This window comes from Sphingomonas sp., assembly GCF_030145815.1.
Classification (GTDB): Bacteria; Pseudomonadota; Alphaproteobacteria; order Sphingomonadales; family Sphingomonadaceae; genus Sphingomonas.
The window spans coordinates 1-15,526 of the sequence record NZ_JAIXHL010000028.1; the positions used below are offsets into that span (position 1 = coordinate 1).

At 64.6% G+C, this 15,526-nt stretch carries 8 protein-coding genes, 1 tRNA gene, 2 rRNA genes and 1 pseudogene; 10 read left to right on the forward strand and 2 right to left on the reverse strand.

Annotated features, from left to right (window positions below):
• From KYX69_RS19355 to KYX69_RS19375, 5 genes and pseudogenes are all read left to right on the forward strand, one after another.
• Nucleotides 1–317 (forward strand): 23S ribosomal RNA (locus tag KYX69_RS19355); the annotation flags it as partial.
• 123 nt (nt 318–440) lie between these two features.
• Nucleotides 441–555, forward strand: a 5S ribosomal RNA gene (gene rrf / locus KYX69_RS19360).
• 120 nt (nt 556–675) lie between these two features.
• Nucleotides 676–752 (forward strand) — tRNA-Met (locus KYX69_RS19365).
• Between the two features lie 99 nt (nt 753–851).
• Nucleotides 852–1,607 carry a class I SAM-dependent methyltransferase gene (locus KYX69_RS19370; protein WP_300500449.1) on the forward strand — a complete coding sequence of 252 codons (756 nt, stop codon included), beginning with the start codon at nt 852–854 and terminating at the stop codon, nt 1,605–1,607.
• A 27-nt stretch (nt 1,608–1,634) separates the two neighbouring features.
• Nucleotides 1,635–2,876, forward strand: a pseudogene (locus KYX69_RS19375) (threonine synthase).
• Here the strand turns inward: KYX69_RS19375 and KYX69_RS19380 are convergent.
• Both KYX69_RS19380 and KYX69_RS19385 read right to left on the reverse strand, forming a co-directional pair.
• The gene (locus KYX69_RS19380; protein WP_300500452.1) at nt 2,865–4,403 is read right to left on the reverse strand and encodes an MFS transporter; all 1,539 of its coding nucleotides are present in this window, start codon (nt 4,401–4,403) and stop codon (nt 2,865–2,867) included. The pseudogene KYX69_RS19375 and the gene KYX69_RS19380 sit on opposite strands and share 12 nt — an antisense overlap.
• A gap of 19 nt (nt 4,404–4,422) precedes the next feature.
• On the reverse strand, nt 4,423–5,451 hold the full coding sequence (locus tag KYX69_RS19385) for a LacI family DNA-binding transcriptional regulator (RefSeq protein WP_300500454.1): 1,029 nt from the start codon (nt 5,449–5,451) through the stop codon (nt 4,423–4,425).
• A gap of 235 nt (nt 5,452–5,686) precedes the next feature.
• Here KYX69_RS19385 and KYX69_RS19390 point away from each other — a divergent pair, with 235 nt between their 5' ends.
• The 5 genes from KYX69_RS19390 to KYX69_RS19410 are packed head-to-tail and all read left to right on the forward strand — an operon-like array spanning nt 5,687 to nt 15,509.
• Nucleotides 5,687–8,398, forward strand: coding sequence for a TonB-dependent receptor (locus tag KYX69_RS19390; protein ID WP_300500457.1), 2,712 nt, complete (start codon nt 5,687–5,689; stop codon nt 8,396–8,398).
• Nucleotides 8,399–8,445: 47 nt separating this feature from the next.
• A complete protein-coding gene (locus KYX69_RS19395; protein ID WP_300500460.1) occupies nt 8,446–9,975 on the forward strand; it encodes a tryptophan halogenase family protein in 1,530 nt (509 codons plus the stop codon).
• Nucleotides 9,972–11,789: an alpha-amylase family glycosyl hydrolase gene (locus KYX69_RS19400; protein ID WP_300500463.1), complete on the forward strand. Its 1,818-nt coding sequence runs from the start codon at nt 9,972–9,974 to the stop codon at nt 11,787–11,789. Before KYX69_RS19395 ends, KYX69_RS19400 begins: the two co-directional genes overlap by 4 nt.
• Nucleotides 11,786–13,411, forward strand: a complete 1,626-nt coding sequence (locus KYX69_RS19405; protein ID WP_300500465.1) for an alpha-glucosidase — start codon at nt 11,786–11,788, stop codon at nt 13,409–13,411. Before KYX69_RS19400 ends, KYX69_RS19405 begins: the two co-directional genes overlap by 4 nt.
• A gap of 31 nt (nt 13,412–13,442) precedes the next feature.
• Nucleotides 13,443–15,509: a glycoside hydrolase family 97 protein gene (locus tag KYX69_RS19410; protein WP_300500468.1), complete on the forward strand. Its 2,067-nt coding sequence runs from the start codon at nt 13,443–13,445 to the stop codon at nt 15,507–15,509.
• Nucleotides 15,510–15,526 lie beyond the last annotated feature (17 nt).

The window sequence follows — 15,526 nt, forward strand, 5'->3', positions numbered from 1 at the left end:
AAGTGGTACGTGAGCTGGGTTCAGAACGTCGCGAGACAGTTTGGTCCCTATCTGCCGTGGGCGTCGAAATTTGAGAGGAGTTGACCCTAGTACGAGAGGACCGGGTTGAACATACCTCTGGTGTACCAGTCGTTCTGCCAAGAGCGCAGCTGGGTAGCTATGTATGGACGGGATAACCGCTGAAAGCATCTAAGCGGGAAGCCTCCCTCAAGATAAGATTTCTTAGGACGGTGGTAGACCACCACCTTGATAGACTGGATGTGGAAGCGCGGTAACGTGTGGAGCTAACCAGTACTAATTGTCCTATTCGCACTTGATGAGTCCCACCATCAATGACAGCTTTGGCTGCTCATTGCGGTTGTTGCCTCAAGCCTTAATTCCCTGAATATTCAGGTGCACGCATCGATTTGAAACCCAATCCACTGCCACCTGCTTCATTGCTTGGTGACCATAGCGTCAGTGACCCACCCGATCCCATCCCGAACTCGGCCGTGAAACCTGACTGCGCCGATGGTACTATTGCTCAAGCACTGGAAGAGTAGGTCGTCGCCAGGCATTGCAGCCGGTGGCCGTGGAAATTGGAAAAACCCATTCACAATGTCAGATACGCAAAACGCGCGTCGCGCTTCCGGCGCGGCGCGTTTTGCTTTTTGGGGCGATTTCGCCCGTTGATGGCGCGGGGTGGAGCAGCCCGGTAGCTCGTCAGGCTCATAACCTGAAGGTCGTTGGTTCAAATCCAACCCCCGCAACCATCACAAACAGCCGCCTTCGGGCGGCTTTTTTGCGTTTGGCGCAGATCGATCGGGCGCACGGCGGTTGTGCCAAGCGCGGCGCTCCGCCAGGTTGGCAGCATGAGCCTCCCCGTTTCCCGCCGAGGCCTGTTGATCGGGTCCGCATCTCTGCTCGCTATGCCGGCCAGCGCGCGGCGTACGAAAGACGTTCCCTATGTCCCAACGCCTCCCGAGGTGGTCGAGGGGATGCTGGATATGGCGGAACTCAAGGCCGGCGAGCGGCTGATCGATCTCGGATCCGGCGACGGGCGCATTCCGCGCGCGGCCGCACGACGCGGTGCGACCGCGCTCGGGGTCGAGATCGACAGCGATCTGGTTGCGCGGGCGCGGTCGCTGACGCGGCTTGAGGGTCTGGAAGAGCGGGCCCGGTTCGTGCGCGACGATTTGTTCACCGTGTCGGTGGGCGATGTCGATGTCGTCACGCTGTACCTGTTGCCGGCGCTGAACGAGCGGCTGAAACCCAAGCTTCTCAACGAGATGAAAGCGGGTGCGCGCGTGGTGAGCCATGCGTTCGACATGGGTGACTGGCCGCATGATGAATTTGGCGAGATCGCGGACAAGCGCGTCTATCGCTGGACCATTCCGGCGATTGCCGGAGGCGAATGGCAGCTGATCCGCGATGACGGCACGCTGGCGCGACTGGCGATCGATCAGCGCTACAGCAAGGTTTCGGGTGTGCTGAACGGCCGTGCGATCGGATCTGCGCACCTGTCCGGGGCAGCGCTGAGCTTTATCGGTGACGGCAAGGCCTATCGTGGATTGGTGGGCCCGCGCACGACTGCAGGTGAGGGCTGGCGCGCGGAGCGGATCGACTAACGCCACCCCCCGCTCTACATCCGCCCCATGCATTATAACGCCAATCTCACCGCCGACCGTCCGACATTCGTGACCCATCTCGAATGCGGGATGACCGGGGAGCGTTACGACGCAGATATGCTGCAGGGTCTGTCCCGGGTCGGTCGCCCGCTTCTGGTGCGCTACGATCTCGATGGGGTTCGAGCGGCGGTGAGCCCCGCGGATCTTTCGCAGCGGCCGGCCGATCTGTGGCGGTATCGCGAGCTGCTGCCGGTGCGGAAGGTGGAGAACATCGTTAGCCTGGGTGAGATCGCGACGCCGATTGTCTCGCTGCGCAAAATCGGCGCGGCGGCAGGCGCGGCGAAGCTTCTCGTCAAGGACGAGGGGCGCTTGCCTACGGGCTCGTTCAAGGCGCGCGGCCTCGTCATGGCGATCAGCATGGCGAAGGAACTGGGCGTCACCACCATCGCGATGCCGACCAACGGCAATGCCGGCGCGGCGGCCGCGGCCTATGCCGCGCAGGCGGGGATCGAGGCGGTGATCTTTTGCCCCGACGACACGCCCGAGATCAATGTCCGCGAGATCGCGGCACAGGGCGCGCGGGTCTATCGGGTCAACGGGCTGATCGACGATTGCGGCAAACTGGTCGCGGCGGGGAAGGAGGCCAATGGCTGGTTCGACCTGTCGACGCTCAAGGAGCCGTATCGGATCGAGGGCAAGAAAACGATGGGGCTGGAGCTGGCCGAACAGCTTCGCTGGGAATTGCCCGACGTGATCTTTTACCCCACTGGCGGCGGCACCGGCCTGATCGGGATGTGGAAGGCGTTTGCCGAGCTGGAGGCGCTGGGCTGGATCGGCTCGAAGCGCCCGCGCATGGTGGCAGTGCAGGCCGAGGGCTGCGCGCCGATGGTGCGCGCGTGGGAAGCGGGCGAGCGCCATGCGACGCGGTGAGAGGATGCCCACACCGTCGCGGCGGGCATTCGCGTGCCGCAGGCGGTGGGCGATTTCCTGATTCTCGACGCGGTGCGCGAGTCGAACGGGTTTGCTTGTGCCGTGAGCGACGCCGCGATCCTGGAGGCGGTCGAGGATGCGGCGCGGCTCGACGGGTTGCTGCTGTGCCCCGAGGGCGGCGCGACGCTGGCGGCGTGGCGCGCGGCTGTGGCCGATGGGCGGGTGTCGCCGGACGAGACGGCGTTACTGTTCAACTGCGCGACCGGGTTGAAGTACCCGATGGAGGATCGGTCGCGCCAGTTGGACCGGCATGGGCCGATCGATTTTTCAGCCATTTAGTTCCCCTCCCGCAAGCGGGAGGGGAGGTGGGGCCAGCTCTCCCTCGCTCTCCCTCACCCGGGTCATCGCAAGCGCCGCCAGCACCAGCGTCCCCGCCGCGAACGCCATCGTCCAGATCGGCTGATCGGGGAAGAACACCTTCATGATCGAGCCCATCACCGTCGCAACCAGCAGCTGCGGGACGACGACGAAGACGTTGAACAGGCCCATGAAAATGCCGAGCTTCGCCTGGGGCAGGTTCGAGGCGAGGATCGCATAGGGCATGGCGAGGATCGACGCCCAGGCAATGCCGATGCCGATTTCGCTGGCAATCAGCCAGTGCGGATCGCGGATCAGGAAGAAGCTGGCATAGCCCGCCGCGCCGCACAGCAAGCCGATGATGTGCGTGCGCACCTTGCCAAAGTGCGAGGCGAGCAGCGGGAGCAGCGTCAGTGCGGCGACCGCAGCGACGCCGTTATAGACAGTGAACAGCACGCCGACCCAGTTCGCGCCCTCCTGATAGCGCGGGTCCGCCGCGTCGGGTGCGCCGAAGAACACCTGTGCCACGACCGGCGTCGTGTTGATCCACATGATGAACAAAGCCGACCAGCTGAAAAATTGCACCACGGCCAGCCGCTTCATGATCGGCGGCATGCCCGCGAAATCGCCGACGATGCTGGCGAGCATGCTGGTGCCGCGCCCCGCTTTGGCCAATTGCACCGCGATCAGGCTGGCGATGCCATAGCCGGCGAGCAACCCGCCGAGCAGATAGACCTCTTTTTCAAGATCGAACCAGCCGACCGCCGCCGCGACCAGCGCGCCCGCGCCGATCCACGCCAGACTGGTGAGCGGGCCGCGCGCGGCAAGCACGCGCACGCTGTCCTGCGCCGCTTCCTCACGGGCGCCTTCGAACGCGGCGAGCTGTTCAGGGCTGTATTCGCGGGTGGTGAGGATCGTCCACAACACCGCGAGGAACAGCGCCGCGCCGCCGAACCAGAAGGCGTAGCGCACGGTGTCGGGAATGCTGCCCAGCGGCGCTTCGTTGGACACGCCGAGATGCTCCAGGCCCCAGGGGAAGATCGATCCGACCACCGCGCCCGCACCGATGAAGGCGGTCTGCACCGCATAGCCCGCGCTATGCTGATCCTTGCGCAACATGTCGCCGACGAAGGCGCGGAACGGCTCCATCGAGATGTTGAGCGATGCGTCGAGCACCCACAGCATCACCGCCGCGACCAGCAGCACCGGCGCGAGCGGCATCACGAACAGCGACAGCGCGGCGAGGATCGCGCCCGCGAGGAAATAGGGGCGGCGGCGGCCGAGGCGGCCGAGCCAGGTGCGGTCGCTCATATGGCCGATGATCGGCTGAACCAGCAGGCCGGTGAGCGGGGCGGCGATCCACAAGGCGGGCAGATCGTCGATGCTGGTGCCGAGCGACTGGAAGATGCGGCTCATATTCGCATTTTGCAGCGCGAAGCCGATCTGAATGCCGAAGAAGCCGAACGAGATATTCCACAGGCCCCAAAAGCCCTGGCGCGGTTTTTCCATCATAGGTCCTTGAAGGCGGTCAGGCCGGTTCGCCGCACGAGCGGCGGACGACGAGTTTGGCGGGCAGCAGCACGTCATGGACGCGCTCCTCACGGATCCGGCCGAGCAGGGTTTCGACCAGCATCCGCCCGGCGGCGCGGGTGTCCTGCATCACGGTGGTGAGCGGCGGATTGGTGAAGCTGGCTGCGGCGATATCGTCAAAGCCGACCACGGCGACATCTTCGGGCACGCGCAGGCCGCGCGCGGCAAGTGCGCGCATTGCGCCGATCGCGATCAGATCGCTGGCGGCGAGGATCGCGTCGAACTGCGCGCCGCGGTCGATCAGCGCCTCGGCGGCGGCGGCACCGGCTTCCTCCGATGTCAGCGCATCGACCTGCAGCGCCGGATCTGCGGCCAATCCGGCATCCTTCAGCGCCGCGACATGGCCGCGATAGCGGTCGTGAAATTCGGGATAATGGCTCGACGCATGGCCGAGAAAGGCGATGCGCTTGCGGCCAAGATCGATCAGATGCTGGGTCGCCGCGCGCCCGCCGCCGTGATTGTCGCACCCAACGGTCAGGCCCGCTCCCTCTGCCTCGACCGATCCCCAGCGCACGAAATGGGTATTCTGCGCGATCAGCTCGCTGATCTTGGCGCGGTAGAGTTCATAGTCGCCATAGCCGAGCAGGATCAGCCCGTCGGCGCGGCGCGAATCCTCATAATCCTGGTGCCAGTCGCTGCCGAGCTGCTGGAACGACACCAACATATCCTGCCCATGATCGGCGCAGGCACGCATGATCGAGCCGAGCATCGAGAGGAAGAACGGGTTGATCGCACTGTCGTCGGCGCTTTCGTCCTGAAAGATCAGTACCGCGAGCGTTTCGGCATGACGGCTGCGCAAATTGGATGCGGCCTTGTCCACGCGATAGTTCAGGCGGCGGGCGATCGCCTCGATCCGCATCCGCGTCGCTTCGTTGACGCCGCGTCCGCCGCGCAGCGCGCGCGACACGGTCGGCTGTGACACGCCGGCAAGATGCGCGATGTCGAACGATGTCGGCTTGCGTTGCATGGCCAGTGGCCCACTTCCCCTAAATGCCTGCGAATGTGCCCTCCGCTTGACCCGGTGACGTTGAGCGCGTTTCCGGGCGGCGTCAATGTTGCGCGGCGGACACGCAGCATGACCTTGCCCGTGAATACGTATGCCGTTCGCTGGCGCTCCGGACGACTTGCCCTGAATATTATGCACAACGCGCCGCAAGGGTGCGCCCCGGCCAGATTAGGGGGCCGGCATAGGGGAGGATATGATGCGTCACATGCTTGGCGGCCGCGCGGCCGCACGACTTTCCACCGGCACGAGCGGTGCAGCGCTGGCCGCCGCGATGCTTATCGCGGGCCTGGCGATGCCGGCCCATGCGCAGGAGGCGACCGAGCCCGCTGCAGAAGGCGAAGAGGTCGTCATCACGGGCTTCCGTGCAGCGCTGGAGAGCGCAGTTTCGACCAAGAAGGAATCGGAGCAGATCGTTGAATCGATCTCCGCTGAGGATATCGGCAAGCTGCCCGATGCCTCGATCGCGGAATCGATCGCACGCCTGCCCGGCCTGACGTCGCAGCGCATTTCGGGCCGCAGCTCGTTCATCTCGATCCGCGGCTTTGGCCCGGATTTCTCGGCGACGCTGCTCAACGGTCGTCCGCAGACCTCGACCAACGACAATCGCGGCATCGAGTTCGACCAATATCCCTCTGAAGTCGTCAATGGCGTCAACGTCTACAAGACCCCGAACGCGTCGCTGACGACCCAGGGTCTGGTCGGCACGGTCGATATCCGCACGATCCGCCCGCTCGATTATGGCAAGGAAGTCTTCGCGGTCGGTGCGCGTGGCATCTATACCGATATGGGCAAGCTCAACAGTGGGTCGAAGGACTGGGGTTATCGCCTCAACGCGACCTATGTCGGCAAGTTCATGGACGATCGCCTGGGCGTCGCGCTGGCTGCGGCCTATGTCGACGAGCCGTATCAGATCGAAGAGTTCGAAGCCTGGGGCTATGCCACCTTCGCGCCGAACACCAATCTGGTCGGCGGTGTGAAGCCGTTTGTGACTACGTCACAACTCAAGCGGCTCGGCATTTCGGGCACGATCCAGGCCGATCTCGGCAACAACTGGGAAATGACGCTCGACGGCTTCTACTCGAATTTCGACGACACCCAGATCAAGCGTGGCATCGAACTGCCGCTGGCATGGAGTGGCGCGACGCTGTCGCCGACCGGGCGCGAGACGCAGGACGGCGTGATCACTGCCGGCACCTTCACCGGCGTCGAGGGCGTGGTCAACAACCACAATTACCTGCGTCAGGCGGACCTGTATTCGGGTGGCTTCAACCTCAAGCACGAGGGTGATGACGGCTGGAACGTCAATTTCGATTTCGGCTGGTCGCGCACCGATCGTCGCGAGCTGATCCTTGAATCGAACGCCGGCACGGGGCCGGGCGGTGGCGTCGGCGCAACCGACACGCTGTCCTTCCGCACCACGCCGTCGGGCACCTATTTCACCTCGCATGTGCTGAACTACAGCGACCCGACGCTGATCGTGCTGACCGACCCGCTGGGCTGGGGCGGCGGTGCGCCGGGCGGGCGCCAGCATGGCTATTACAATGACCGCATCGTCGACGATGAGCTGTTCAGCTATCTCGCCGAGATCGAGAAGGAGTTTGACGGCGGCTTCATCAAGAGCGTGAAGCTGGGCGCAAACTATGTCGATCGCGAAAAGTCGCTGGTGCCGGACGAATATTTCCTCCAGCTTTCCGGTGGCGCGCTGCAGGCGCAGGTTCCGGCGCAGTATCGTCTGACGCCGACCAATCTCGACTATCTCGGCCTTGGCCCGATGCTGAGCTACAACCCGCTCGATCTGCTCAATGGCGGCGTATACACTCGTGTTGCCAACACCGCGCAGGACGTGCTGTTCAAGAGCTTCGCCGTCGAGGAAGAGGTGCTGAGCAGCTTTGCGATGCTCAACATCGATTCCGATCTGGGCGGCGCGCGGCTGACCGGCAATGTCGGTGTGCTGGCGCAGCATACCAACCAGAATTCGACCGGCTATATCCAGACGCCGACCGGGCCGCAGCTGCGCACGCTGGGCGATGATTACTGGGACATCCTGCCAAGCCTCAGCCTGTCGCTGCGCTTCGACAGCGATTTCGTGATCCGCTTTGGTGCGGCACGCGAGATTCAGCGGCCGCGTCTGGACGATATGCGCGTCAACATCGCCTATGGCGCCAACATCGCCGAGGGGATCGTCACTGGCAGCGGTGGCAACCCGTCGCTGCGACCCTATCGCGCCACCGCATTCGACCTGACGTTCGAGAAATATTGGGGGCGCAGCGGCTATGTGGCGCTGCAGCTGTTCCACAAGACGCTGCACAACTATATCTACACCGCCGAACGTCCGTTCGATTATTCGAGCTACCCGATCATTCAGCCGGTCCCGCCGGTCAGCACCCAGGGTCGCATCAGCCAGCCGTTCAACGGCGACGGCGGCAAGATTTACGGTGCGGAGTTTGCCGGGACGGTGCCGTTCGAGACCATCACCTCGGCACTGTCGGGCTTTGGCGTGACGGGCGGCGTGTCCTACACCAAGTCGCAGATCAGCCCCGAGCCGGGCCAGCCGCCGGAGAATATTCCGGGCTATTCGGACTGGGTCGCCAACGGCACGGCCTATTTCGAGAAATGGGGCTTTAACGTGCGCGGCAGCGTTCGCTATCGCTCGACCTTCCTGGGTGAGTTCTCGGGGCTCGGCGCGGTGCGCACCCGCCGTCGTGCGCTGGACGAGACGATCATCGACGCCCAGATCGGGTACGACTTCCAACCGGGCAGCGCGCTCGAAGGGCTGTCGCTGTTCCTGCAGGGGTCGAACCTGACCGACGAGCCGTTTGTCGCGATCAATCCGGGCCGTCCGCTGGAGGTGATGAACTATCAGCGCTTCGGTCGCCGGTTCCAGGCGGGCTTCACCTTCAAGTTCTGATCCGTGTATCCCCCGGCGGTGCAGCCGCCGGGGGGAAAGGCGAACCGATGTCTGAAATGTTGCGCAGCATCGTCGTCGCCGGTGGCGGAACCGCCGGCTGGATGACTGCAGCGGCGCTGGCGCGCTTCTGCGGCAAGGGCTGGCGGATCACGTTGGTCGAATCCGAAGAGATCGGCACCGTCGGGGTGGGCGAAGCCACCATCCCGATGATCCGTAACTTCAATCAGGCGCTGGGGATCGACGAGGCGCAGTTCCTGCGCGAGACCCACGGCACCTACAAGCTTGGCATCGAATTCGCCGGATGGGGCGGGTTCGATGACCGCTACATCCATGCCTTCGGGCTGGTCGGGCGCGGGCTGGGGCTGTTGCCCTTTCACCATTATTGGCTGCGCGGGCGTGCGGCGGGGAAGGCCGGGCCGCTCGGCGATTATGTGCTCAACGCCGTTGCCGCCTATGGCAACCGCTTTGCGCATGTGCAGCGGGCAGCCGACAGCGCGCTGCCGCCGATGCCCTATGCCTATCATTTCGACGCCGGGCTCTACGCCGCCTTCCTGCGCCGCTATGCCGAGGCGCGCGGCGTTGTGCGGGTCGAGGGGAAGATCGGCAACATCGAGCGCGATGGCGAGACTGGCGACGTTGCTGCGCTGGTCTTGAACAGTGGCGAGCGGATTGACGGCGAACTGTTCGTGGACTGCACCGGATTTCGCGGGCTGCTGATCGAAGGCACGCTGGCGACCGGCTATGAGGATTGGAGCCACTGGCTGCCCTGCGACCGCGCGGTTGCGGTGCCGTGTGCCGGGGTTCGTCCGCTCACCCCCTATACCCGCTCCACCGCGCGCACCGCCGGATGGCAGTGGCGAATCCCGCTGCAGCATCGCACCGGCAACGGTCATGTCTTTTGCTCGCGGCACATCAGTGAGGATGAAGCGACCGCGACGTTGCTGGCCAATCTGGATGGCGAGGCGCTGGCCGAACCGCGCATGTTGCGCTTCACCACGGGCAAGCGGAAGCAGTTCTGGAACCGCAATGTCGTGGCGATCGGGCTGTCGTCCGGCTTTATCGAGCCGCTGGAATCGACCTCGATCCACCTCATTCAGACGGGCATCAACCGGCTGCTCGACTTCCTGCCGAGCGGCCCTGTGGCGAGCGCCGATCGCGACGCATTCAACCGCCTGGCGGATGTCGAGATCGAGCGGATCCGCGATTTCGTGATCCTGCACTACACCGCCAATGGCCGCACCGGCGAACCCTTTTGGGACGCGCTGCGCACAATGGAACTGCCCGAGCCGCTGGCCAATCGCATCGCGATGTTCCGCGGCGATGGCCGGATCGTGCGTGAGCATGAGGAATTGTTCGACGTCCCCGGCTGGCTGCAGGTGATGGTGGGGCAGGGGATCGTGCCCGAGCGCTGGCACCCGCTGGCCGATCAGCTCGACGATGCGCAGCTCGACCAGTTCCTGTCGACCGTCGCCACCGCCTTTGCCCGCGATGCGGCACGCATGCCCGACCATGATGACTTCGTCGCGCGCTTGATCGCGACGCCCCAATCCCAGCCCCAGGAAGTGACCCGCGTATGAAGCTGTTGCCGCTGATCCTCGCCACCGCGCTTGCCAGCCCCGTGCTGGCCCAGACACCCGCGCCGCAGCCCGCGTTGCGCGAGCGGACGGCGGAGCAGGAAGTGCTGTATTTCATGCTGCCGGACCGGTTCGAGAATGGTGACCCGACGAATGACAAGGGCGGGTTCAAGGGCGACCGGCTGACCCATGGCTTTGATCCGACGCACAAGGGGTTCTTTCACGGCGGCGACCTGAAAGGGCTGATCGCGCGGCTCGATTACATTCAGGGGCTGGGGGCGACTGCGATCTGGCTGGGGCCGATCTACAAGAACAAGCCGGTGCAGGGCGGGCCGGGGCAGGAAAGCGCCGGCTATCACGGATACTGGATCACCGATTTCACCCAGGTCGACCCGCATTTCGGGACCAATGCGGAGATGAAGGCATTTGTCGACGCGGCGCACGCGCGCGGGATCAAGGTCTATCTCGACATCATCACGAACCACACGGCGGACGTGATCCAGTATCGCGAGTGTCCGGTCAGCGCGTGCGCCTATCGCAGCCGCGCCGACTATCCGTACCAGCGCAAAGGGGGCGTCACCGGCAAAGCCATCAATCCGGGCTTTGCCGGTGACGGCATCGGCACGGTGGAGAATTTCGCCAAGCTGACCGATCCCAACTATGCCTATACCCCGTTCGTGCCCGAAGCCGAGAAGTCGGTGAAGGTGCCGGCGTGGCTCAACGACCCGATCTTCTACCATAATCGCGGCAACACGACGTTCCGCAACGAAAGCTCGACCATGGGCGATTTCGTCGGGCTGGACGATCTGATGACCGAGAATCCGCGCGTCGTGCAGGGGTTCATCGACATTTATGGCGGCTGGATCGACCAGTTCGGGATCGACGGATTCCGCATCGATACCGCGCGGCACGTGAACCCGGAATTCTGGCAGGTGTTCGCCAAGGCGATGCAGGAACGCGCGGCGGCGAAGGGCATCCCGAACTTCCACATCTTTGGCGAAGTAGCGAATGAGGGCGATGCCGGCGATCTCGCGCTGCACACCCGCGTCCACCAGCTCCCCAGCGTGCTTGATTTCGGATTCCGCGCGGCGGTTCAGGCGACAGTGGCGGGGAGCAAGGGTACCGACACGCTCGCCGCCTTGTTCGACCGCGATGCATTGTACGAGGGCGGGGCGGCGACCGCGCTGCAGCTGCCGACCTTCATTTCCAACCACGATCATGGCCGCTTTTCGACCGATGTGCGCAAGGCGTTTCCCAAGGCGGACAATGCCGAGCTCTTGGCGCGGGTGAAGCTCGGCCATGCGATGCTGTTGCTGCTGCGCGGGGTGCCGACGGTCTATTCGGGCGATGAGCAGGGCTTCATCGGCGACGGCAACGATCAGGACGCGCGCGAAGATATGTTCCCGAGCAAGGTGGCGGTGTACAACGACAACAGGCTGATCGGCACGAACAAGACTACCGCGGACTCCAATTTCGACATGTCGCACCCGCTTTATGTCGAGATCGCCAAGCTTTCGGCGGCGCGGCGCGCGACCCCGGCGCTGAGCAGCGGGCGGCAGGTGACGCGCAACTATGACGAGACGCCGGGCCTGTTCGCGGTGTCGCGGTTCGACCCGGCGACCGGGGCCGAGGTGGTCGTCGCGTTTAACACCAGCGCCAGGCCGATCACGCGGCAGGTCGAGATCGGTGTCGGTTCGACGCACTTCACCTCCATCGTCGGCAGCTGTGCCGCCAGTGCCGCTGCGCCCGGTAGCCTGACCGTCACGCTCCCGGCGTTCGGCTATGTCGCCTGCGCCGCGACCGGAGGCGTCAAGTGAGCCAGGCTGCCCCCGCAATCGCCGTCGAGCCGCAGCAGGATTGGTGGCGCGGCGCGGTGATCTACCAGATCTATCCGCGCAGCTTTGCCGATTCCAACGGCGACGGGATCGGCGATCTGCCCGGCATCACCGCGCGGCTCGATCATGTCGCGAGCCTCGGGGTCGATGCGATCTGGCTGTCGCCCTTCTTCACCTCGCCCATGCGCGACTTCGGCTATGACATTGCCGACTATTGCGATGTCGATCCGATTTTCGGAACGCTGGCCGATTTCGACGCGCTGATTGCGCGCGCCCACGCGCTGGGGCTGAAGGTCATTATCGACCAAGTCTATTCACACACCTCCGACCAGCATGCCTGGTTCAAGGAAAGCCGGGCGAGCCGCGATAACCCGCGCGCCGACTGGTATGTCTGGGCTGACGCAAAAGCGGATGGGTCGCCGCCGACCAACTGGCAATCGGTGTTCGGTGGCCCGGCCTGGACGTGGGACGCGCGGCGCGGGCAATATTATCTGCACAATTTCCTGAGCGAACAGCCGGACCTGAACCTGCATAATCCGGAGGTGCAGGATGCGGCGCTGGCGGCGGCGCAATTCTGGCTGGAGCGCGGCGTCGATGGCTTTCGGGTCGATGCGATCAACTTCGCGATGCACGACCCGCAGCTGCGCGACAATCCGCCTGCGCCCGATGACGGACGCCCGCGCACGCGCCCGTTCGACTTCCAGAGCCATGTCTATAACCAGAGCCACCCGGATATCGTCCGTTTTCTGGAACGCCACCGCGCGCTGACCGATGCGCATGGCGGCGCGTTCACGGTGGCCGAAGTAGGCGGGCCGACGCCGGAAGCGGAGATGCACGCCTTCACGCGCGGCAGCACCCGCCTCAACAGCGCCTATGGCTTCGACTTTCTCTATGCGCCGCAGCTGACGCCGGCGCTGGTGAGGAAGGCTGTCGAGACCTGGCCGGACGAACCCGGCACAGGCTGGCCGAGCTGGGCGTTCGAAAATCACGATGCTCCGCGCGCCGTGTCGCGCTGGGTCGAGCCCGAGCATCGTGCGGCATTCGCGGCGATGAAGATGCTGTTGCTGCTGTGCCTGCGCGGCAATGCGATCCTGTTCCAGGGCGAGGAACTGGGGCTGACTCAGGTCGAGATCCCGTTCGACAAGCTGCAGGACCCGGAGGCGATCGCCAACTGGCCGCTGACGCTGAGCCGCGATGGCGTGCGCACCCCGATGCCGTGGCAGGCCGAGGCGGAGAATCTGGGCTTCGGCTCGGGCGAGCCGTGGTTGCCGGTGGGCACCGATCATGCCGCGCTGGCGGTGGATCGGCAGACGGCGGAGAATGGGTCGCTGCTCAACCTGACGCGCGGGCTGATCGCGACACGCGCGGCCAATCCGGCGCTGCGTGAGGGCGCGATGGCGGTGATTGCGGCGGAAGACAGCTTGTTGGTCTTTACCCGCGAACTGTCTGGCCAACGACTGACCTGCGCGTTCAATCTGGGCAAGACGCCGTTGGCGTGGCATCCCAAGGATATGGACCGGTTCCGCGTGATCGCCGCAGTCAACGGCGCAACGCCGGGTGATTTGCCTGCCTATTCGGGCATGGTCCTCGAACAGATAGACTGACGCGATCAGGCGTCGCCGACAGGAGAGTGAGATGCGTGGAACCTTGGCCCTGACAGCGTTGACGCTGCCGTTGCTGGCAATCTCCAGCCCGGCGCTGGCGCAGGATGTCGCGCAGGCGACGACGGCAAAGGCGGGTGGCGCGACTGCGGCATCGCCCGATGGCAGCATCCGCGTCACTGTCACCACCGATGGCGACGGGCGCCCCTATTACAGCGTGACGCGCAACGGAAAGCCGCTGATCCAGCCCTCACGCATGGGCTTCATGCTCGGCGACGCGCCCAAGCTGGAGCGCGGTTTCGCGATCGAAAGCCAGAGCGTGGCGAGCGCGGATTCGACCTGGGAACAGCCCTGGGGCGAATGGCAGAGTGTGCGCGACCGCCACACCCAGCTGCGCGTGCGGCTGAAAGAGACGACCGCACTTGGCCGGGTGATGGACGTGGTGTTCCGCGTGTTCGATGACGGATTCGGCTTTCGCTATGAACTGCCCGCACCTGCCGATGGCAAGCCGACCCGGATCATCGAGGAGCTGACCGAATTTGCGCTGGCGAGCGACGGCACCGCCTGGTGGACCCCGGCGGGCGAGTGGAATCGCTACGAATATCCCCACAACAAGACGCCGGTCAGCAGCATGACGCAGGCGCATACGCCGGTGACGATGAAGCTGGCCGACGGGACGCATGTCGCGTTCCATGAGGCGGCACTGGTCGATTATGCCGGCATGTGGCTGCGCCGGGTTGAGGGCACGCGCTTCCGCGCGGCGCTGTCGCCGTCGTCGCAGGGGGCGGCGGTGGTACGCGAGGGCGCATTCGTCACGCCATGGCGGACGCTGCGCGTCGCCGACAGCGCGGCGAAGCTGTACATGTCGCAGCTTGAGCTGAACCTCAACGAACCCAACAAGCTGGGCGATGTCAGCTGGTTCAAGCCCAGCAAATATGTCGGCGTGTGGTGGGAAATGCACCTCGACGCCGCGACCTGGGGCACCGGCGACCGCCTGGGCGCGAAGACCGAGAATGTGAAGCGCTATATCGATTTCGCAGCACGGAACGGGTTCCGTGGCGTGCTGGTCGAGGGGTGGAATGTCGGCTGGGACGGCAACTGGTTCGACAATGGCGATGGCTGGGACTTCGACGAGCCGGTGGCGCAGTTCGATATGGCGGCGCTGTCGGCCTATGCGAAGAAAAAGGGCGTGCATCTCGTCGGTCATCACGAGACCGGTGGCGGCGCGGGGCAGTATGAGGCGCAGTCCGACGACGCCTATCGCTATGCCGCCGCGAACGGGATCGAAGTGGTGAAGACCGGCTATGTCACGGATGCCGGGCAGATCGACCGCATCTGGGCCGATGGCCGGGTGACGCAGGAATGGCATGACGGGCAGTACATGTCGCGCCACCATCTCAACATCGTCAAGACGGCCGCCAAGTACAAGGTCGCGGTCAATCCGCACGAGCCGATCAAGGATACGGGGCTCCGTCGCACCTATCCCAATTGGGTCAGCCGTGAGGGCGCGCGCGGGCAGGAATATAATGCCTGGGGCGAGCCGAAGAATCCGCCCGAGCATGAGGCGAACCTGTTCTTCACGCGGATGCTGGCAGGGCCATTCGACTTTACCCCGGGCGTGCTGAGCCTGACCGGCAAGGGCGGGACGCCGTTCATGTCGACGCTGTCCAAACAGCTGGCGCAGTATATCGTGCTCTATTCGCCCATCCAGATGGCGGCCGACCTGCCCGAGAATTACGCGAAATATCCCGGCGCGTTTCAGTTCATCAAGGATGTCGCGGTCGACTGGACCGACACGCGCGTGCTGAACGGCGAGGTGGGCGAGTTCGTCACCGTGGCGCGCAAGGCCAAGGGGTCGGGCGAGTGGTTCCTGGGCGCGGTGACCGACGGCACCGCGCGGACGACGACGGTGAAGCTCGACTTCCTCGATCCGGGCAAGCGCTATGAGGCGCAGATCTATCGCGACGGCGAAGGCGCGGATTATCGCACCGACAAGCGCCATGCGATCGTGATCGAGAAGAAGGTGGTGACGTCCGGCGATACGCTGTCGATCTGGATGGGGCCGGGTGGCGGCGCGGCGGTGCGCTTCGTCGCGAAGTGATCCGATAATTTCACTTC